The organism is Legionella cincinnatiensis (genome assembly GCF_900452415.1).
In the GTDB taxonomy this organism is placed as follows: Bacteria; Pseudomonadota; Gammaproteobacteria; order Legionellales; family Legionellaceae; genus Legionella; species Legionella cincinnatiensis.
This window is the reverse complement of the sequence record NZ_UGNX01000001.1, coordinates 2,293,539-2,314,907: the sequence shown is the minus strand read 5'-3', so window position 1 is coordinate 2,314,907 and position 21,369 is coordinate 2,293,539. Positions and strand designations below refer to the sequence as shown.

Sequence of the window (21,369 nt, the reverse complement as noted above, 5' to 3'; positions counted from 1 at the left end):
AGTAACATGAAAATTATCAACTATTTTTGGGGGATAAGTAAAATGACTATTGGATGAATTATGTCATTATTCGCTTACATCACCAGATACACTATTCAGATAAAAAAATCCCGGCGATAAACAACCGGGATTTAGGTAGAGGAGACTGATAACTAGTCGCGGCCAGAAAAGGCGCTTAATATATTAAGCAAGCTTACAAATAAGTTGTATATGGATACGAAAAGACCTACTGTAGCTGAAATATAATTTGTTTCCCCTCCATGAATAATTTCACTGGTTTGTAGCAAAATTAATCCAGAAGAAATAAGAATAAAGGCAGCAGAAATAGCGAGTTGTAATGCGGGAATATGAATGAAAATTCCTGCAATCATTGCTAAAAATGCAACCATTACACCTACAAAAAGAAATCCGCCAAGAAAACTAAAGTCTTTTTTAGTAGTTAGTGCATAACCTGATAATGCAAAGAAAATCATACCCGTACCGCCTAAAGCAGTAGCAATTAATTGTGGCCCATTTGTAAAACTACTGATATAAAAATTAAGTACTGGACCTAGTGTATAACCTAGAAATCCGGTGAAAGCAAAAACACTTACCAAGCCCCAAACACTATTGCGCAGTGCTTGAGTTAAAAACATTAACCCATACACGCCAACTATCATAAGTAGGGGATTCATCGGCCGAGCACCACTTGTAAGGGAGATAAAGGCCATAAACGCACTGAAGAAGAAGGTTAGGCTTAGTAACAGATAAGTATTACGCAATACTTTGTTGCTTGCGAGTACAGATTCATTACGTCGCGTAAGTACAGTGACATTATTTCGGTTCATTGTTTAGATCTCCTCTTTTTCTATATATTTAGTCTAGCATATCTAAGGGTAAGTTTCCCATATTTCAAGTCTAAAACCTATTATTTTTATTTTAAATTCAATAATACTCCATTAATATTATAAATAAAATTTTAGACTCTTTAAGTAAAGCACGGAACTTAGCGGACTATTTTGCGCTGGACAAAATTTAGAGAATAGGCTGGTACAATAAAAAATTGTCTCTCCATAAAGTGAAATAAACTATAAATTCAAGTATATAGCATAGATCTAAAGAAGCAGCGCTTAGTTTCGTTAGGTTTTACATTATTGCATCCTATGTCTACAATAGGCATTAGTTTGACAGTTTGATGTCATAAATTGGGGATTTATATGGCGCGGGCAGCAGTAGTACAAATGGTTTCCTCAGCAAAAGTCACTGATAACTTGCAACAAGTAGAAAAAATCGTGTTCCAAGCACGAGAGGCTCAATCTGATCTTGTTCTTTTGCCCGAAAATTTTGCATTTATGGGACTACATGAGACGGACAAATTGGAGATAGGGGAAATCTATGGCCAAGGTCCAATTCAACAAAAAATGAGTCAATTAGCAAAGCAGTTAGGTTTATGGATAATTGCCGGAACTATTCCTCTGAAAAGTTCTGGCTCTAAAGTTCGCGCCAGTTGCCTTGTTTATGATGAGCAAGGTAAATGTGCCGCGCGTTACGATAAAATTCATCTATTTGATGTACATGTATCACCGCATGAATCTTACTTGGAATCCTCATCTATTGAGCGTGGGTATGAGCTTGCTCTTGTCGATACACCAATTGGAAAAATAGGTTTAACTGTTTGTTATGATTTACGTTTCCCTGAACTTTATCAGCAATTAATGTTTCAAGGAGCTCAGTTGTTTACTGTTCCTTCCGCATTTACAGCAGCAACAGGCCTTGTGCACTGGGATATCTTATTGCGGGCAAGAGCTATTGAAAATCTGTGTTATGTTTTGGCAGCAAATCAAGGTGGGATACATGAAAACGGACGAACTACCTATGGCCATAGCATGATTGTTGATTCTTGGGGTAAGGTGCTTGGACAAAAAAAAACGGGGATTGGTTTTGTTACTGCAGATATTGATTTAAAAAATCAGCAAGATTTACGCCAAAAGTTCCCTTGTTTAGACCATCATGTATTAAACTTATAGATATAAGGTCTGCTTAATACAGTTTAAATTTGATAAATATTTTATTATAGGTAATTAAATGACAGAAGCACTGATTACAGCGAAAAAAGTTTTATTGGCTCCCGCGGCTTTGGATGAGACGGGGATTGAAAAATTATTTAAAACCATGATGAATCACCATATTGATGATGCAGATCTTTATTTTCAAAGCTGTCATTATGAGTCTTGGTACCTAGAAGACTCAGTAGTGAAAAGTGGTAGCTTTTCTTTGGATAAAGGGGTAGGGATTCGCGCAGTTAGCGGTGATAAAACAGGCTTCGCCTATTGTGATGATATTTTATTGCCGTCAATGTTACGAGCAGCTGATGCTGCTCGCTCCATTGCACTGACTGGCTCTATGCCAACTCAATCGATTCATGTAAAAAGTGCTGCTGTAAGTCGTTATCAAGGTTTAAATCCCATTGAAGGTATGAGTAAACAAGAAAAAATTGCTTTATTAGAAGCAATCGATAAAGAAGCACGTAAGATTGATCCTCGCGTAATTCAAGTTAATGCTGCATTAAGTGGCTGTTATGAGGTTGTAATGGTAGCAGGGATGCACGGACAGATGATCGCAGATGTTAGACCATTAGTAAGTATCAATGTAAGTGTCATTGTAGAGGATAAACATGGAAGAAGAGAGTCTGCCCGCTCTGGAGGCGGTGGTCGAGTAGCTTACTCTTATTTTCTCGAAAAAGAAAATGCTTTAAGCTACGCCCGTGAAGCGGTACGTGAAGCCTTAATTAATTTGGAAGCTCGACCTGCACCAGCAGGAACCATGCCAGTTGTACTTGGCCCTGGTTGGCCAGGTGTTTTGTTACATGAAGCAGTAGGGCATGGATTAGAAGGTGATTTTAATCGCAAGGGATTGTCCGCATTTTCTGGTCGTATTGGTGAACAGGTTGCTGCTCCAGGAGTTACCGTAGTAGATGACGGTACCTTAAAAGACAGACGTGGTTCAATTACTATTGATGATGAAGGCACTCCTTCGCAATGTACTACCTTAATTGATAATGGTGTTTTGGTGAATTATATGCAGGATAAATTGAATGCCAAATTGATGGGCATGCAATCTACAGGTAATTGTCGACGCGAATCTTATGCGCATGTACCTATGCCGAGAATGACAAATACTTATATGTTAGCTGGTTCATATGAACCAGAAGAAATTATTCGCTCTGTGAAGCGCGGCTTGTATGCAGTTAATTTTGGTGGTGGGCAAGTTGATATCACTTCTGGCCAATTTGTGTTCTCCGCGAGCGAGGCTTATCTTATTGAGGATGGGAAGGTTACTGCTCCAGTTAAGGGAGCTACCTTAATTGGTAATGGTCCTGATGTGATGAAAAAAATCAGTATGATAGGAAATGATTTAGGATTGGATCGAGGAATTGGTGTTTGTGGAAAAGAAGGGCAGTCAGTTCCAGTTGGTGTAGGACAACCAACACTAAAAATAGATGCTTTGACAGTGGGCGGCACTCATTAAAAACCTACTTATCGGGTTTCACTTCTTATTGTTTTGTTGGGCTAAGGCCCAACTTGCGATTCTATTTGGTCTTTACATTCAGGCTCTGGGAGAGAATTTGACAAAGCATACTTAACTTCCTAAAGTAAAATATATCAGCATGACATGGACTTAAGTCAAATTCTAAAATGAGACAAAAAATAATATGTATCATGATGTTGTTCATCAGCACTCTTTCTTATTGTAATCCGTTAAAAGTTGGGGTTGCTGTTTCAGGACTTCCTATTTCTGAGAAAGTGGATACGGCTGATGGTCCTTATTACTTTGGTTTTTGTATTGATCTTATGAATGAGATATGCGAACGGATTGATAAAAAATGTACTTATCGTGAAATAACGTTGAGCAATCAATTTGAGGTTTTAAGACAGGGTAAGATCGATTTGCTCATTCTTCCAAGGCCTTATACCTCACTTGACTTTACCCAATATGCTATGAGTGTTCCCTATGCTGTAAGCAAAATACAGTTTATTGCCTTAAGAGGGAGCCCTATCAATAAAGTAACTGATATAAAAAATAAAAAAATTGGCGTAATTAAAAATACTTTTTATAGCCTGTTAACTCAATCTCCTTATCATAACTCCAATCAGATTATCCCCTATAATTCAAATTCAGACCTCATATTAAATTTAGTACATCATAAAATAGATGTTATTGCGCTTAATAATGCTCTTGCTTATATATTGCTCAATAATAATTATTACGACATTAAACTTGTAGGCTCTTCTTTATCCATGGGTGATGGTTATGGAATAATCGCTCTTCCGGATAAAGAGGCCTTAATCAAGAAAATAAATGGGGCGATTCTAAGCATAGAAAAAGACGGATCTTACGTTTCTATTTATCAAAAATATTATGCATATTAAGTTTCACTAAGCATGAAATTAGAGCATTTTCCTCTCAGCTATTTTATTCTTCAAGAACTTTTTTGACCTGCTAATTTATGAAGCAAGGAGCTAATCTCAAAAAGACGCTCTTCCGCGGAAGTACTGTCCAAGGTAAAACGTAAACATTGAGGCCCGTCCATTTTATATCTTTTAGCATGTACTTGAATCAAACTGATCAAAACGCCAGTGTCTATGGAAGGAGTTTCACCAAATTCTATTTTGCCTTGCTGAGCTCCAGCACTGATTTTTTGGATCCCCATTTTTTCTGCTTTTAATTTTAATTCAGTAATCAATAATAAATGCTTCACTTGTTGGGGTAACAAACCAAATCGATCGATAAGCTCAATTTGTAAATCGTGTAATTGCTGATTATCTTTTGCATTAGAAATTCGTTTATACATAATAAGTCGATTATGGACGTCAGAAATGTATTCATCAGGAATGACTGCACTAATCCGCAAATCGATCTCCGGGCCTTGATGCATGGGTGCAGATAACTCGGGTATTTTCCCTGCTTTTAAATCATTTACGGCTCTATCAAGCATTTCCATGAATAGATTAAATCCTATGGCGTGCATGTTACCACTTTGCTCCTCACCTAAAAGCTCTCCTGCGCCACGAATTTCCAGATCATGTGTTGCTAAAGTAAATCCAGCTCCCAGATCCTCTAAGGAGACAATTGCTTCGAGACGTTTAACGGCGTCCGAAGTTAATGACTTTTCATTTGGTGTAAGCAAATAGGCATACGCTTGATGATGAGAGCGTCCTACACGCCCCCGTAACTGATGAAGTTGTGCTAAGCCAAATTTATCAGCTCTATCAATAATAATTGTATTTGCTGTAGGGATATCGATACCCGTTTCAATAATCGTTGTACATACCAAAACATTAAAACGATGATGATAAAAATCAGACATCACTCGTTCTAACTCACGCTCGCGCATTTGCCCATGAGCGCTACGAATTTTGGCCTCAGGCACTAAGGTTTGCAAGTCCTCACAGATGCGCTCAATAGTTTCCACATTATTATGTAAGAAAAATACTTGGCCGCCTCTTAAGATTTCTCTTAAAATGGCTTCACGAACAATAGGATCCTTTTTTTCCTGCCAAAAAGTTTTAATCGCTAGACGTTTTGCGGGAGGGGTGGTCATTAATGAAATATCACGAATTCCTGCCATAGCCATATTCAATGTTCTGGGAATAGGTGTGGCTGTCATCGATAAAATATCTACGTGGGTACGTAGTGCTTTGATGTGCTCTTTTTGTTTGACTCCGAAACGATGCTCTTCATCGATAATAAGAAGTCCCAGGTTTTTAAAAGCGATGCTGCTTTGAAACAGTTTATGTGTGCCTATAACGATATCTACGGTTCCTGATTTTAATCCAGCAAGCACGGCTTCACTTTCTTTGTTGGTGCGAAAACGCGAAAGTAGCTCAATATTAATAGGAAAATCAGCAAACCGATCTCTAAACGATTCAAAATGCTGCCCCGCCAAAAGTGTAGTTGGTACTAAGATACACACTTGTTTATTGCTTTGAACGGCCACAAAAGCCGCACGCATAGCTACTTCAGTTTTACCAAAACCCACATCGCCACAAATTAAGCGATCCATGGGTCTCGAAGACTCCATGTCTTTGATAATTTGTTCAATTGCTTGTAGTTGATCAGGTGTTTCTGTAAAGGGGAAATCACTTGCAAATTTAGCATAATCATTATGATCGACTTGATATTGATATCCAGGTTGTGCTTCTCTTTTGGCGTAGAGGTCAAGGAGTTCAATCGCCACGTCATGAATTTTCTCGGCGGCTTTTTTCTTTTCTTTTTGCCATTGATCGGTTCCGAGTTTATGGAGTGGTGCATGCTCACTATCCATCCCAGTATAACGGCTAATGAGATGAAGTGAAGTCACTGGAACATAAATTTTATCTTCACCTGCGTAGGCGAGAACTAAAAATTCGCTAGCTACCCCATTGGATTCAATATGCTGTAATCCCTGATAACGTCCTACACCAAACTGCAAATGCACTACAGGAGCACCGATACGTAGTTCAGCCATATCCCGAATAATTAGATCTGGATCAACCATTTTTTGTGAACTACGTCTTTGGGGTGTACTTTGTTCTCCAAATAATTGCGACTCAACAATAATTACAATATTATTCTGTATTAATTCACATCCGTAAATAAGGGCCCCAGTGCTGATATTGAGTTTGGCTGTATCATGAATAAAACTATCCCATGATGAGTGTACTTTAGCAGTGAGTCCACTTGGTTTTAACAGATCAAGTAATACTTCACGACGTCCGGCACTTTCAACCACAATTAAATAGCGTCTAGAAGAGTTAGAGCAATACTCACGGAGATGACTTAAAGGCTCTTGGGTTTTCCTATCGATGGGTAATTGTGGACCAGGGGCAATCTCAAAATTCACTGCACCTTTTTTATCTGAGGCATGATGAAATAAGCGTAATTGTTCGTAAGTATTTGCTAAGGTTAGTAGCTCATTTGGATTAATAAAACAGGCTGAGGGAGACAAAATAGGCCTACTGATGTCGTATCGTCTTTGTTCAAAACGTTCATTTAACTCTTGCCAGAATTGCTCTGCTTTATCTTGAATGTTTTCAATGAAGCATACCTTAGCTGTGCTTGGAAGATAATCAAAAAAAGTGACTGTTTTTTCAAAAAACAAAGGAAGATAATATTCGATGCCAGATGGAAATTGTCCCTCGCTGATTGCTTCATAAATCGGACATTGGCTTGGGTTTCCCGGAAATAACTCTCTAAACGCACGTCGAAACATCAGTTGGCTTTGTTCGTTTAAAGGAAATTCTCTGGCAGGTAATACATTAATTTCTTTGATTTTTTCTATGGTGCGTTGCGTTTCAGTATCGAACTCTCGTAAACTTTCAATTTCATCATCGAAGAGTTCGATACGAAATGGTAAACCAGAACCCATAGGATAGACATCAATAATGGAGCCACGTAAAGCATACTCGCCATGTTCGAGTACTTTATTGACACAATGATATCCAGATTGCTGGAGTTGATTACGAAAAGCATTTAAGTCTAATTTTTGTCCTTCTTTAAGCATTAATGCATATTGGTTCAAAAACTCAGGAGGACATAGCCTATGCATTAAGGTACTTGCTGAGGTGATAATAATCGCGTCAGTAACTTGTTGGATACGGCTTAAAGCATACAGTCGTTCAGAGATAATATCTTGATGTGGAGAAAATTGGTCATAAGGTAATGTTTCCCAATCAGGAAAAAACAGTAACTCTTGAGACGAATTTGAATTGAGAAAGAAGGTTAACTCTGCTTGTAATTGATTGGCTCTCAGATTATCTTGTGCGATCAACAGCTTAATTCCAGATGTTTGCTGGCAATACTCAGCCAGTGCAAGCGCTAAGCTGCTTCCATGAAGTTGTCCCCATGTTTGTTTGGCTTGTGTGGGTTGGAAGAGCAGTGTACTTATGGGCATGGCTTGGCTGATCGGCTGAAAAAGCAGCTATTATACCTGATCAACTGGAAGTCACAATACTCCTTCTTCCTCAGCCCGAACGGTTTGAAGTAAATCCACGTTTTCTTATACGAAACTCACGTTAATTAAATGGAGAGTCATTAATTTTGATTTCGAAATAGTTTAATAAGGTAATAACTTCTGGGAATGAAAAATGTGCATTTTTGATGCTATTTTCGTTTGGATTAATGCTGTAGTTCATTGCGTTTGTAAAATCAGCAGAAGTTAGATTCGTATGAACAAATAAACTATTGAGTAAATCAGTTCCTGAAAAACATGCGTGGCTTAAATTGGCTTCTCGAAAATCAACCTCATGAGATTTACACTCTTCCATCTGCAGATCAGAGAGTTCTAAACCATAAAAACTAGAGTGACTCACATTACTGTTATAAAAATAGAGCGGGCTTGTAAGTTTGACTAGAGGCCAATTCAATTCGGTCCAATTTATTCCTATAAGTTTTGAGTGATTAAAAGAGACTTCTGAAAATTTGCAATTTGGAAATTTTGTGAGGCTAAGATCACAAGATTCAAAATCACAATCAATAAATTTGGTATTACCGAAAATTGTTTCAAGGAATTTGCATTGTTTGAACTGGCAATTTTCAAAAGTTATCAACTCTATTCGTTCTTTTGTAATATTTAATTGTGTGAATGTTTGTTCAATATATATCGTTTTATGAAAAGGATGTGTCATTCATTTTCGCTAAATGAGTTTGGAAGCGCTTATGATACGCAACGTCAGTTTCGGAATAAAGAATTAGTTTTTATCTTGATCTGTTCGAATTAAGAAAGTGTGAATTTGGATATAAACTATTTGGATAAAAATTTTTCGAACCAAGCGGAAAAAAATAGTTCTAGTCAAGACTGTTTTTTTAATTATTGTTTGTATAAAATAACGATGGATTAATTCTCTTCCTAATGCTGCAGACCTGTGGATACTTCTCCAAATAAATATTGAACTTTTTTGCTAATTTTTTAAAAGCCTTTGTTTTATCTGGGTTCTCGACATATTTAAATAAGTTTATTTCTATAAGTTATACACATTTTCTGTGGATAAGTCTGTTTATAGATTGTCAAATATCTTGTACTAATTGAAGATTAAAGAGATGATGCATTATTTCTCACAGTGCTTTTTATGAAAGTTGTGAGCTGTTATGGAAGAGGGCGGCATTAAATGCAAAAAAGTTAAGGTAAAATTCAGGATATCTTAATCTAAATTTAAGTTCGTTTTTATGTAGGCGATGAGTTAGGCATCATTTGAGGCTTCGGTTTCAATAAGTTCCAATTCGTCTAATGCTATATCAACGGATTCAATTTTTTGGAAACGTGATGTGATTTTTTTGGCCGAAGTATTCACTTCACTAACATCCTGATGAGCTAAATTGATATGTTTGGACAATTTATCCATTCGTTTTTCAAAGCGTTGAAAATCGTCTGCGAGCGCTTGCAAATGTTTTTGGATAATATGAACTTGTTTGCGTGTGGCATCATCTTTCAGTACTGCTTTAGCGGTAGTAAGGACGGCCATCAAAGTGCTTGGTGATACAAGCCATACTTTCAATCTTTGGGATAAGGAAATCAAATCAGGATAATTGGCATGGATTTCTGCAAAAATAGATTCAGCAGGAATAAACATCATGGCTCCGTCAGTTGTTTCATTAGGAATAATGTATTTATCTGCAATATCTTTAATATGTTTTTGAATATCCTGGCGAAATTGTTGTTGTAACGATTTTTTTTCCATTGTTCCTGGATCAGCATTGATGAGTCGTTGATAGGTTTCCAGGGGAAATTTAGCATCAATAACTACGTTTCCAGAGGGCTCAGGCAAAAATAAAATACAATCAGCTCGTTTTTGATTGCTTAAGGTATATTGCATTTGAAAGTGAGTGGCAGGAATCATATTACTGATGAGTGTTGAAAGCTGTACTTCACCAAAAGCCCCTCGTGCTTTTTTGTCAACAAGGACATCTTGAAGACTTACAACATGGTTCGATAATTCCGTAATTTTCTTTTGTGCCTCATCAATAATGGTTAACCGTTTCACTACATCAATAAAAGTTGAGGAGGTTTTTTCAAAGCCTTCAGTTAATTTATGATTCACTTGTTGTGTTAAACTATGAAGGTGATTACGAATTTCTTCAGTCAGTAATTGTAAGTGGGAGGTAAGTGCGCTCGCATGCTGCTTAAAACTATGATTTATTTGCTCACGGACATCCGTCATTTGTTTTTGAACAGTATCATGGATGAGTTGTTGCGTCATTAATTGTCCTTGAGCAATTTTTTCACTTATATCGAGATGTATTTGATGTATCTCCGTAGTAAATGTACTAAGAATCTTCTCCTGATATTGTTTATTAAAGTTATTTAATTGATGTTGTTTGATTAAAAGCCAAACTATTATTAAAAACTGGAGGGCTAAAGCATATGCTATGCCCTCAATTAAAGGTATTGATGATAAAAATTGCATTCATTAGTCCAATAATTGACTGAGTTTTATCGGAAGATCGTGTTGATAAACCGGTTTTAATTGCCCATAATCGGTTAAATGTAAATAACCCACAGAAAGCTGATCCTCTGCTAATTGAGCGGAATTGTCAAAACTAAAGTGAATTATTTGTCTTCCTGGTTCTAGCCATAGTGCGCTTTGAGCGGTTTCCACTGGAATATTTTCACCGGTAGCATTTTTTTTGTAGAGAATGCTTTGTAATGCATAACGACTTGCAGTGGCAACATCTGCAGTTACAGCGAAAGTTAATGGTTTCGAAGATGTTTTCTTAATATTGACTAAACCTGCTGAGGGGATGGAATAAGAAAATGCAGCACGTCCAGTGCGATAAGTAGGACTATTTTCTTCAAGCTCACTCGTTACACCGACTTCGATATACCAATTGTCACCATGTGTATTTATATCTGAAAGTAAAAGCCCACTGGCCTCATATTGATTGCGCTTTATTTCTTTTAATTTAAGAGAAATACTCTGGTCATTAGGGCCGATTAATGTAGCATTGATGTCATCAATAGGATAAGACGTTTCATTATCTTTTAAAGTGATAGTGGCATTAAATTGATCACCATATTGGTACTGCAATGCAGTAGGCTCTATTTGTAAGTAGAGTAACGAATATTTTTCAAAGACATGAATCAGATAAGCATTCGACTCATTGTGAGACTTTGTCTTTTTGCTTTTGATGACGAAATTGCCCATGCCTAATTCAGGTTTGATTTGCAACATCGTTTGATGTGTTCCTATTTTTAGTGACTCATCGATGGCTTCATCTTGGCTGTATAAAGACGATGCGTCTTTCAAGCTCATGAATGGGTTCGAAGTACTTTTAATCTCTAATGTAGGAATAGCTTTATCTTCTAAAGGAATAATACGTACCACGGCGCCTGGGGCATGAATAGGTAAGATAACTCCTTGTTCTAGTTGTGCTGCTGTTACTTTCTTATTGTAGCTGTAACTTTTTTGGACATTGCTGCTTGCATTTTTCAACGGAACCTCAGCAGTTTGCCAGCGGTCTTGTAGTTTTTCATGAGATAAAGTGTCACAGCTCTCGCAATCATAAGATTTGATTGGATGTTGGGGTAAGTTGTATGCATTTACCTGAACACAATAAAATAATGACAATAAAGTAAGAGTAGTTCTCATCAAGCAGCTCCTTCTGAATCAATAACAGAGGTAAGTATTTTTTCCAAACCAAAACATGAATGTCTGCTCTGATTATGGCTTAGCGTCAAATGGTCCTCTAATTTATCTTTATCATAAAACCAAACTGTGCCCGCAACTGTTTGTGAGCTGCAGTTTAAAAAGCCATCAGCGCAACTATCTAAATAAAGTTTGGCGATTTTTAGGCCACTGTTAAGAATATAACCATTACAATAACTGGATGAATTAAAAGGCGATGCTATAACATCAGTACCTATGACAGCCTTAAAGGGCTTAGGTAAGGAAGGACGATTTTTTGTACCAAACAAAAGCTCTTCATTATAAATGTACATATCACCAACACGTTGCTGTTTTATAGCATCCCCACTATAACCTAATAACCAGCTCAAGCTAGCTTCAAAAACTCCACCGTTAAGCAATGCATCAGCGAGTGGTGTTCCTCCACTAGAGGGCGCCAAAGCAATAACTTGATCGATTTTATTTTTTAACCGCAGGTAACGACTGTCATAGGTTGAGTTAGAAAGAATCCAACGTATCACATTTCCACCGTTAGAATGGGTGTATACAATTAGTGAGCTAATTTTTTTATCGTCTATGAAATTTAATAATTGATCTGCTGTACACCCAGCTGCATCCTCATCCCACATATATTTGCTGAAATCACAGTGCACTACGTAATAATTTTCGGGGTTTGGAAGTGTTTGAACGAGACTTTGGATAAAGTCGGTTTTCCAGTAACCTCCTTCAGCATCATCACGATGATCTTTGGTGCCATGGACTAATGCAATCCCTAAATTGGGATTAGGCTCTGGAAGCGAATAAATCCATGAAGAAAATAGAAGTAAATACAAAGTGATTAAAATACGTTTAAAATCCATTTTATTATCCTAGATTATATTAAATCAGCATGTATCTATAGCATATTTTTTAGTGATAAACTAATGTTTTTAGGATAATTATAAGCATTAAATTTGTGCTTTGTAGTTATGTTTTAGATGGATGGTAATGAATGATTATTGATGAAATAAAGGAACAAGTGACAAAGCTAAAAGATAAGATAAGACAGTATGATTATCATTACTATGTACTGGATGAACCCTTAGTACCTGATGCTGAGTATGATCGTTGTTTTCGCGCTTTACAAGATTTGGAAACGAAGCATCCTGAATTATTGACCGCTGACTCACCGACGCAACGTGTTGGTGGTACTCCTGCAGATGCTTTTGCACCAGTAACCCATAGACAGCCTATGTTGTCCTTGTCAAATGTCTTCAGCGAAGAAGAATTACAGGCATTTATTAAACGAGCCACTGAAAAATTAGATGAACCTGTTCAGCAATTAATTTTTACGTGTGAGCCAAAATTAGATGGTCTTGCTGTAAGTATTACTTATGAACATGGAATACTAGTTTATGCAGCTACTCGTGGCGATGGGACTACAGGTGAAAATATTACTGCCAATATTAAAACTATTGCAGCGATACCTTTGGTTTTAAGAACCAATAAGCCACCGCGTTTTATTGAAATACGCGGTGAAGTATATATGCCAAAAGCGGGATTTGAGGAATACAATAAAAAAGCTAAAGAGTCAGGTGAAAAAATCTTTGCAAATCCACGTAATGCAGCTGCAGGAAGCTTACGGCAATTGAATCCTGCAGTAACAGCAAGCAGACCATTAGCGATTTATTGTTATGGTATTGGCGCTTGTGAAGATTATCGTTTACCAGGCACCCATTGGGAGCAATTACAATTATTAAAAGAGTTTGGTTTTAGAGTTTCCTCTGAATCAAAAAAAGAGGTAGGGATTAACGGTTGCTTGGATTATTACCGTAATATGCTCGCCAAGCGTGATGATCTTCCCTTTGAAATCGATGGTGTTGTTTATAAAATAGATAGTATTCCTTTGCAACAGCAATTAGGTTTTATTTCGCGAGCCCCACGTTTTGCTTGCGCCCATAAATTTCCAGCTACTGAAGAAATAACAGAGATTCTAGCAGTTAACTTTCAAGTTGGGAGAACGGGGGCTTTAACTCCAGTGGCTCGTTTAGCTCCAGTGAATGTCGCTGGAGTTACTGTGAGTAATGCCACCTTACATAATATGGATGAAATTACCAGGAAAGATATTCGAATAGGGGATAAAGTGATTATTCGTCGGGCCGGCGATGTTATTCCTGAGGTGGTTTCAGTTGTTTTAGAACATCGACCGGCAGATACCAAGACGATTTGTTTACCTCTAAAATGCCCTGTCTGTGATTCGGATGTCGTTCGAGAGGAGGGAGAGGCAGTTGCTCGTTGTATAGGTGGTTTATTTTGCAAGGCTCAATTAAAAAGAATGATGTGGCATTTTGCTTCACGTAAGGCAATGCATATTGAAGGATTAGGTTCTGTTTTAATTGAACAATTAGTGGACGAAGGTATTGTACGTCATCTCCCAGATCTTTATATGCTTGATGTTTCTACGTTAGCAAATCTTCCACGTATGGGTGAGAAGTCAGCAAAAAACTTATTACAAGCATTAGAACATAGTAAGAAGACTACATTAAGTCGTTTTCTTTATGCTTTAGGAATTCGCGAAATTGGTGAAGCAAGTGCTCGGGTATTAGCAGAACATTTTGGAGATATTGAAGTCATTTCGAAAGCAACAGAAGAAGAACTCATGGATTTGGAAGATATGGGTCCGGTTGGGGCTGCGAATATAGTACATTTTTTTGCACAAACCCATAATCTGCAAGTGATTCAGCGCTTGTTAGAACTTGGGATTCATTGGCCAAAAATTGAGAAAAAACAACAGGATAAGGAACATCCTTTGTTTGGGAAAACAGTGGTACTCACTGGAACCTTAAATACACTGAGTCGTGAAGAGGCTAAAGCGAAATTACTCATGGTGGGCGCTAAAGTAAGTGGGAGTGTCTCGGTGAAAACAGATTATGTGATTGCTGGTACTGAAGCAGGCTCCAAGCTTGATAAAGCGAATAATTTAGGGGTTTCCATTTTAGATGAAGAACAATTTCTTCATCTATTATAAATTAACATGAGTTCAGGATAAGGATTTTATTTGAATCGCATATACCGAATAATTTTCATTTTTATGCTTTTTAACGATCTAGGCTGTGTGTATGCATGGCCAGGGGTTTTAAATAATCCTTATCCCCAAAGTGAATCAAAAAAGAGTATTTATTACTCTTCTTTTTCGGAACAACCTAAAACATTAGATCCTGCTCTTTCTTATTCTTTAAATGAGTATCTTTTTATTGCTCAAGTTTATGAGCCACTCTTGGAATATGATTATCTATTAAGGCCTTATCAATTAACTCCATTAACAGCGACACAAATGCCACAACTAAAGTACTTGGATGCACAAGGAAATGTACTCTCTGCAAAAAGCCAGGTTACTCCGAGCTATAGTGTGTATACTATTCATATTAAAAAGGGAATTTATTATCAACCTCATCCTGCGTTTGCCAAAGATGAAAAAGGGGACTACCGTTACCATCATTTATCAAAAGATTATTTAGATGATGAAGAGATTCATCAGTTGTCAGATTTTAAATACAGTGGTACTCGAGAGTTAATTGTTGATGATTATATTTATCAAATTAAGCGTTTAGCTAATCCAGCAGTAAGTTCGCCAATTTATGGACTTATGAACAATTATATTGTTGGCTTTGAAAAATACGGACAGACACTTCCTAACACTAATCACTACATTGATTTACGTCGTTATCCCTTGACGGGGATTAAAAAACTCGATGATTATACGTTTGAGGTTACTTTAAAGGGGGTATATACCCAGTTTTTATTTTGGCTTGCCATGAGTTTTTTCGCACCTATACCTTGGGAGGCAGATCTTTTTTATTCTCAACCAGGAATGGCTGATAATAATATTACACTGAGTTGGTATCCAATCGGTACTGGTTCTTTCATGCTGGTGGAAAATAATCCTAATCGTAGCATGGTATTGCAAAAAAATCCCAATTTTAGGGAAATTTACTATCCCAGTCATGGTTCTGCAAGAGATAAGAAATTAGGGTATTTAGATAATGCAGGCAAGCGTCTCCCTTTAGTAGAACAAGTAGTTTTTACCTTGGAAAAAGAATCCATACCTCGTTGGAATAAGTTTTTGCAAGGTTATTATGATAATTCAGCAATTGGCTCGAACAGTTTTGATCAGGCTATCCATATTAATCGCCATGGAGATGCAATTCTAACTCGAGAGATGCGCAAAAAACATATGCATTTAACGCAAACGGTACAGCCTAGCACTTATTATATGGGTTTTAATATGCTCGATAGCGTTGTAGGCGGCTTTAGTGAACGCGCTCGTAAGTTAAGGCAAGCCATTTCTATTGCTGTAAACTATGATGAAGAAATCGCTATTTTTTTTAATGGACGGGGATTTGCTGCACAAGGCCCAATACCCCCAGGTATTTTTGGTTATAAAGAAGGCAAAGAAGGCGTTAATCCTTATATTTATCAATGGGTAAATGATGAAGCAACACGTAGGCCGATTAGTGATGCGAAACAGTTAATGATTGAGGCGGGTTATCCAGGAGGTATTGATCCAAAAACAGGCAATCCATTAATTCTTCATTATGATGTTACCTCCTCTGGGGGACCAGGGGATAAATCTTTATTTGATTGGATGCGTAAGCAATTTGCAAAAATTGGTATTGATTTGAATGTAAGGGCAACTCTATATAATCGTTTTCAAGAAAAAATGCGTACTGGGGAAACGCAGATATTTAGTTGGGGTTGGGTGGCCGATTATCCCGATCCAGAAAATTTTTTGTTTCAATTATATGGAGGCAATGGCAAGGTAAAATTTGGTGGTGAAAATGCTGCTAATTATGAAAATCCTGAGTTTGATCGTTTATTTAACTTAATGAAAAATCGAGAAAATGACTCACAAAGGCAGCAGCTAATTGATGCTATGGTGAATATTGTAAGACATGATGCTCCCTGGATCTGGGGCATTAATCCCGAAGAGTTTGTATTATCTCAAAGTTGGGTCTCTCATGTGAAGCCCAATGCCATGACTTATGGAACATTAAAATATACAGCGATTAATGTAGCAAAGCGAAATACATTGCGACAAGCTTGGAATCAGCCTATTTTTTGGCCTTTGGGTTTGTTATTTTTGCTTTTTTTGGTTTTGATTCTTCCTTTGGTGATTGCTTATCACAAGAAAGAAAAACAACCTGCAAAAAGGATTTAATATATTATGATTAAGTATTTGTTACGTCGAATTACTTATTCAATTCCCATTCTTTTGGGGATTAATTTGCTTACTTTTATTTTGTTTTTTATGGTGAATACACCTGACGATATTGCCCGCATGCACCTAGGACAAAAATATGTTGAACAGCAAGTGATCGATGATTGGAAAATGACACATGGGTATAATTTACCCTTGTTTTATAATGAGCAAAAAAATGGAATGCAAAAAGTAACAGAAACTTTATTTTTTCAAAAATCCATGAAGCTCTTTACTTTTGATTTTGGTATTTCTGATGCGGGGCGTGACATTAGTGAAGACATTACTTATAGAATGTGGCCTAGCCTTTCAATTGCGTTACCGGTTTTATTTCTGAATATCATCAGCAATATTATTATAGCTATGGCTATGGCATTTTTTAGAGGAACATATCTTGATTTAACGGGTGTGATCATTTGTATTATTTTAATGTCGATTTCCAGTTTGTTTTATATTATTGGAGGCCAATATCTTTTTGGGAAATTACTGCGTTTAGTTCCTATCTCAGGTTATGACGGAGGTTTTGACGCACTGAAATTTGTTATTTTGCCAATTACAGTCGCTGTTCTTAGTGGTTTAGGGGCTGGTGGACGTTGGTATAGAACTTTATTTTTAGAAGAAATCAATAAAGATTATGTTAAAACAGCTAGAGCAAAAGGGTTATCTGAACAAAGAGTGATGTTCATTCATGTATTAAAAAATGCTATGTTACCTATTTTAACTGGGGTTGTTGTGCTTATTCCTTCCTTATTCATGGGGAGTCTAATTCTAGAGTCGTTTTTTGGTGTGCCTGGGTTAGGTAGTTATACGATTGATGCAATCCAGCAGCAGGATTTTGCTATAGTCAGGGCAATGGTTTTTTTAGGATCTATTCTTTACATTATTGGTCTGGTTCTAACAGACTTTTCTTATATGCTCGTAGATCCGCGTGTAAAGTTATCGTGATTTGGTCACGTCGCTTTACTCTAGGCTTCGAGACGGCATAAATGCCTCCTCAGCCCGAACGGTTCGAGATGAAGACTGGATCTAAATAGATTCTTTATCCGAAATTCACGTTAATTTAATGGTAAAACTATGAAATTAATGAAACATAAGGAACAAAATGACCTTTGAATTTTTATGGACAGATAAATGTTTCCTCACTTTATTAGCCTTAAGCATCCTGGTTATTTTATTGAGTTTGCGTAAGCAACCTGTGAGACGTTCTTTTTCCATTATTTTGCATCGACCAATTGCTGTGAGTGCGGGAATTATCCTTTTGTTTTTTATTACTATTGGTGTTTTAGACTCTATTCATTTGATGCCAAAGAACCACCAAGCGGAAACAGCAAGTACAGTTCTTGATAACATTTTAGCTCCTATTGATCAAATTACAGAAAAAACCTATTCAGCACCGTTGGCTTTAAGGCAGTTTGTCAGTGAAACGACTCTTATTAATGGCGTGGTCAAACAAATTTATCCGCCGCTTATTTATTCTGCCAAGATCAAAACTGAAAAGGAGAGAAAAAAAGTTATCATAAATACGTTCATTGATGCGTTGCAATGCGGTATTTTTGTGATTTTTTTGAGTGGATTTGTATTAGTTACCATCAGATTTAGTCTACGTTTAAAACTTTTTACTTTAACTTCTACGAGTTTAAGTACACTGATTACATTAGGAGTGCTTACTTTTTTTGTGGTATTTGGATATGAGTTATCACGAACATTTCATGTATTAGGTACAGGACAAATTGGACAAGATATATTTTATTTCACCATTAAAAGTATTCGTACTGGCTTGGTAATTGGCTTTTTAACCACATTATTTATGTTACCTTTAGCTTTATTTCTAGGAATAGTAGCAGGATATTTTGGTGGTTTGGCAGATGATGTGATTCAGTATCTTTATACTACTTTAAGTTCTATTCCAGGAGTTTTATTAATTACCGCATCAGTTTTATCATTACAGATATATATTGCCAACCATCCAGGGCAATTTGCTACTTTAGCCCAAAGCGCTGATGCGCGTTTATTAGCTCTTTGCTTCATTTTAGGAGTGACGAGTTGGACCAGTTTGTGTAGGCTTTTGCGCGCTGAAACCTTGAAATTACGTGAAATAGATTTTGTTTTGGCAGCGCGTGCTTTAGGCTCCAATTGGTTTACCATTATTCGTAAACATTTACTGCCTAATGTCATGCATATTGTCGTGATTACTTTAGTGTTAGATTTTAGCTTTTTAGTTATGGCTGAAGCATTACTGTCTTATGTAGGGGCAGGGGTTTCACCAATGACAATTAGTTGGGGAAACATGATTAACAGCGCACGTCTTGAGTTGGCACGTAATCCTGTTATTTGGTGGCCTATGTTTGCTGCCTTTCTTTTTATGTTTTTATTGGTGCTAGCGATTAACTTATTTGCCGATGCGGTGAGAGATGCATTTGATCCCCATCAATCTCATGTTTAATTGGATAGCAAGTTGAGCCTTGATATATTAAGGCTCAACTGGATCAATTAGATTAACATCGAAGAGTAGAACTGGTATTGTGTGTTAGATCTTCTTCAGTCTTTTTGTCTAAAGTAGCAAATACTGATTTGGTGTGAAATGGCGCAGTAGGTTCGTTGCTCTTTCTTGATAACCCAAGATCTTTTACTTGGTCAGAAGTAGTAGTATTTTCTACAGTTGGTTCAACTTGAGCGCTTGATTTTCGAGTATTAAATGCGTTGACAGCAGCTTTAACTCCCATCCCTGCCAATCCACCAATAAGTAGAAATGGTGACCAAACCACAGCGCCTATAGACTTTAAAACGCCTTTAACCGTGAAACCATCTTCATTGACGACACGTGAATGCATCATATCCATCATGCTTTTATTACCTGAATAACATTCTTTAGCACTGGAGTAAAGATAGGCTAAACCTATCGCACCATAAAGTGCGAGTGCCCCTAAACCAAAAGTAGCTGCACTAAACGCAGTTGCTGCTCCTACAGATGCGGCTCCTAAAGTCATTGATGAAGCAGCATAACCAGCAACACCTACAGTAGGGCTCAACAGTAAAGCAAGAATTATGGCAGGAATTAAGATCGCAGCACTTATTAATAATGCTCCTGAACCATAGTATGTGTATCCTCGATGAACATGAACAGAAGGACGGATCGGAGGGAAAACATGTACATGAGGGCGGCCATGCATATGTGGATGGGCATGCACATGGACATGAGGAGGTACATGTGTGTGGCCAGGGTGATTGTGATGATGTCTAGGCAATTTTTGTCTCCTTATATATTAAAGCCAAATTCGTCGCCAGTATAAAAGTAAAAGCTTAAGGTTTTATTAAGAAAATATTTGCGATAAATTTAAGTCTTTGCAGAGGACAATTTTTATGATCTAAGCATCTGTAGTGTATTAAAATTAAATAATTCGGATATACATATTCTAAATTGAGATACTTTCTTACAAGGATTAATGAGTAAATCCCGTATAAAATCTAAACCATAGCGAAAAAAGCTATTTTGAGGGCGATTATTTTCACGATGCCGATTTATTTTAATGGCTTTTTTATTACGTGCCCTCCATTCGCCTATTTTATGCGCCCAACACATACCAAGTGCTAAAACAGCCATTAATTTTTCAACGCGTTCTAAGGAGGTCATGTGAGTTTCCTCAAAACGAAAACCTCGTCCTTTTAAAGCATGAAAAAGACATTCTATCTCCCATCTTCTAAGATAGATTGGAATTGCATTTTTAGGAGATTGATTCGTTGCAACAATCATTAACTCACCTTTTTCAGAGCGTGCTCCCGCAATGAAAACTCGTTGCCCAAATAACTCTACTGCTACATCAAATACTTTGTGTTCTTTAGGTTTTAATTCTTTGAATATTTTTTTAGCAGTAAATAATTTTTTCTTCTTAATATGCACCATTGAGCCTTCTTTAATCCGAATATAAAAGGGGATATTCTTTTTATTTAACCAATTAAATAAACCACCACTGCCAAATTCACGATCACCTAATAGGCCCATAATTTGAGAAGAACCAAAACACTTTAAAAATCGATTTATTAATGCTTTTTGTTCTTTTATATTTGAGCTTCCTGCCTTAGGAAGACAAGTCCAAAACAAAGGAATAGATATTCCTTCATACGCAACACCTAACATAAAAATATTGATCTTTTGTTTCCCCCAATACCAATTGGTTCTATCTATTGTTAAATAGATTTTTTGTGTGTTAGAAAAAAATAATTTAAAGATTAACCGCGCAAAAATTGTGTAATCGATTTTGAATTGCCTGAAAAAGCGTTGAAGTCGTTTATAACGAGAACTCACTTCCGCTTTCGATGCAAAAGCCACTGCTAGTTCACTTAAATTGACTGTGCGAACCACATATAAAGCCAGTAGCATGCGTGCAAAACAATCTAATCTGGCCTTGTTCCAAGGAAGGTTTTCACCTAATATTCTCTTCAACTCGCTGATTTTATTCATATAATCCTCTTTTTTGGCGAAAAGAATTATATAAA

Annotated in this window: 15 protein-coding genes; 7 read left to right on the top strand and 8 right to left on the bottom strand. The window is 36.9% G+C overall.

All coding sequences use genetic code 11. The features are described from left to right. Nucleotides 1-152: 152 nt before the first annotated feature. Entirely contained in the window at nucleotides 153-827 is a 675-nt protein-coding gene (locus DYH34_RS10380) for a Bax inhibitor-1/YccA family protein (protein WP_058464481.1), read from the bottom strand. A 369-nt stretch (nucleotides 828-1,196) separates the two neighbouring features. Here DYH34_RS10380 and DYH34_RS10375 point away from each other — a divergent pair, with 369 nt between their 5' ends. From DYH34_RS10375 to DYH34_RS10365, 3 genes are all read left to right on the top strand, one after another. Further along, nucleotides 1,197-2,006 (top strand): carbon-nitrogen hydrolase family protein, encoded by an 810-nt coding sequence (locus DYH34_RS10375; RefSeq protein WP_058464482.1) that lies wholly within the window; start codon nucleotides 1,197-1,199, stop codon nucleotides 2,004-2,006. Between the two features lie 58 nt (nucleotides 2,007-2,064). Continuing rightward, a complete protein-coding gene (gene tldD, locus DYH34_RS10370) occupies nucleotides 2,065-3,507 on the top strand; it encodes a metalloprotease TldD (RefSeq protein ID WP_058464483.1) in 1,443 nt (480 codons plus the stop codon). 191 nt (nucleotides 3,508-3,698) lie between these two features. Next, complete coding sequence (locus tag DYH34_RS10365; RefSeq protein WP_162263051.1) at nucleotides 3,699-4,409, top strand: transporter substrate-binding domain-containing protein; 711 nt, start codon at nucleotides 3,699-3,701, stop codon at nucleotides 4,407-4,409. Nucleotides 4,410-4,459: 50 nt separating this feature from the next. Here DYH34_RS10365 and mfd read toward each other — a convergent pair whose 3' ends face one another. The 5 genes from mfd to DYH34_RS10340 all read right to left on the bottom strand — a co-directional run bounded on the left by mfd (nucleotide 4,460) and on the right by DYH34_RS10340 (nucleotide 12,499). Continuing rightward, the gene (gene mfd / locus DYH34_RS10360; RefSeq protein WP_058464485.1) at nucleotides 4,460-7,912 is read right to left on the bottom strand and encodes a transcription-repair coupling factor; all 3,453 of its coding nucleotides are present in this window, start codon (nucleotides 7,910-7,912) and stop codon (nucleotides 4,460-4,462) included. Between the two features lie 121 nt (nucleotides 7,913-8,033). Continuing rightward, a complete protein-coding gene (locus DYH34_RS10355; protein ID WP_058464486.1) occupies nucleotides 8,034-8,645 on the bottom strand; it encodes a pentapeptide repeat-containing protein in 612 nt (203 codons plus the stop codon). 552 nt (nucleotides 8,646-9,197) lie between these two features. Then, nucleotides 9,198-10,421, bottom strand: a complete 1,224-nt coding sequence (locus DYH34_RS10350) for a DNA recombination protein RmuC (protein ID WP_058464487.1) — start codon at nucleotides 10,419-10,421, stop codon at nucleotides 9,198-9,200. Nucleotides 10,422-10,424: 3 nt separating this feature from the next. Then, entirely contained in the window at nucleotides 10,425-11,603 is a 1,179-nt protein-coding gene (locus DYH34_RS10345; RefSeq protein WP_058464488.1) for a DUF4785 domain-containing protein, read from the bottom strand. After that, nucleotides 11,603-12,499 (bottom strand): hypothetical protein, encoded by an 897-nt coding sequence (locus tag DYH34_RS10340; RefSeq protein WP_058464489.1) that lies wholly within the window; start codon nucleotides 12,497-12,499, stop codon nucleotides 11,603-11,605. Before DYH34_RS10340 ends, DYH34_RS10345 begins: the two co-directional genes overlap by 1 nt. 131 nt (nucleotides 12,500-12,630) lie before the next feature. Here DYH34_RS10340 and ligA point away from each other — a divergent pair, with 131 nt between their 5' ends. The 4 genes from ligA (at nucleotide 12,631) to DYH34_RS10320 (ending at nucleotide 19,318) form a co-directional block, all read left to right on the top strand. After that, the gene (ligA, locus tag DYH34_RS10335; protein WP_058464490.1) at nucleotides 12,631-14,646 is read left to right on the top strand and encodes an NAD-dependent DNA ligase LigA; all 2,016 of its coding nucleotides are present in this window, start codon (nucleotides 12,631-12,633) and stop codon (nucleotides 14,644-14,646) included. 63 nt (nucleotides 14,647-14,709) lie between these two features. Next, nucleotides 14,710-16,836, top strand: a complete 2,127-nt coding sequence (locus tag DYH34_RS10330; RefSeq protein WP_238589473.1) for an ABC transporter substrate-binding protein — start codon at nucleotides 14,710-14,712, stop codon at nucleotides 16,834-16,836. 6 nt (nucleotides 16,837-16,842) lie between these two features. Next, nucleotides 16,843-17,820, top strand: a complete 978-nt coding sequence (locus tag DYH34_RS10325) for an ABC transporter permease (RefSeq protein WP_058464492.1) — start codon at nucleotides 16,843-16,845, stop codon at nucleotides 17,818-17,820. A 157-nt stretch (nucleotides 17,821-17,977) separates the two neighbouring features. Then, a complete protein-coding gene (locus DYH34_RS10320) occupies nucleotides 17,978-19,318 on the top strand; it encodes an ABC transporter permease (protein WP_058464493.1) in 1,341 nt (446 codons plus the stop codon). Between the two features lie 52 nt (nucleotides 19,319-19,370). Here DYH34_RS10320 and DYH34_RS10315 read toward each other — a convergent pair whose 3' ends face one another. Further along, on the bottom strand, nucleotides 19,371-20,120 hold the full coding sequence (locus tag DYH34_RS10315; protein ID WP_238589471.1) for a hypothetical protein: 750 nt from the start codon (nucleotides 20,118-20,120) through the stop codon (nucleotides 19,371-19,373). Nucleotides 20,121-20,233: 113 nt separating this feature from the next. Further along, the gene (locus tag DYH34_RS10310) at nucleotides 20,234-21,334 is read right to left on the bottom strand and encodes an IS4 family transposase (protein WP_058466253.1); all 1,101 of its coding nucleotides are present in this window, start codon (nucleotides 21,332-21,334) and stop codon (nucleotides 20,234-20,236) included. Nucleotides 21,335-21,369 lie beyond the last annotated feature (35 nt).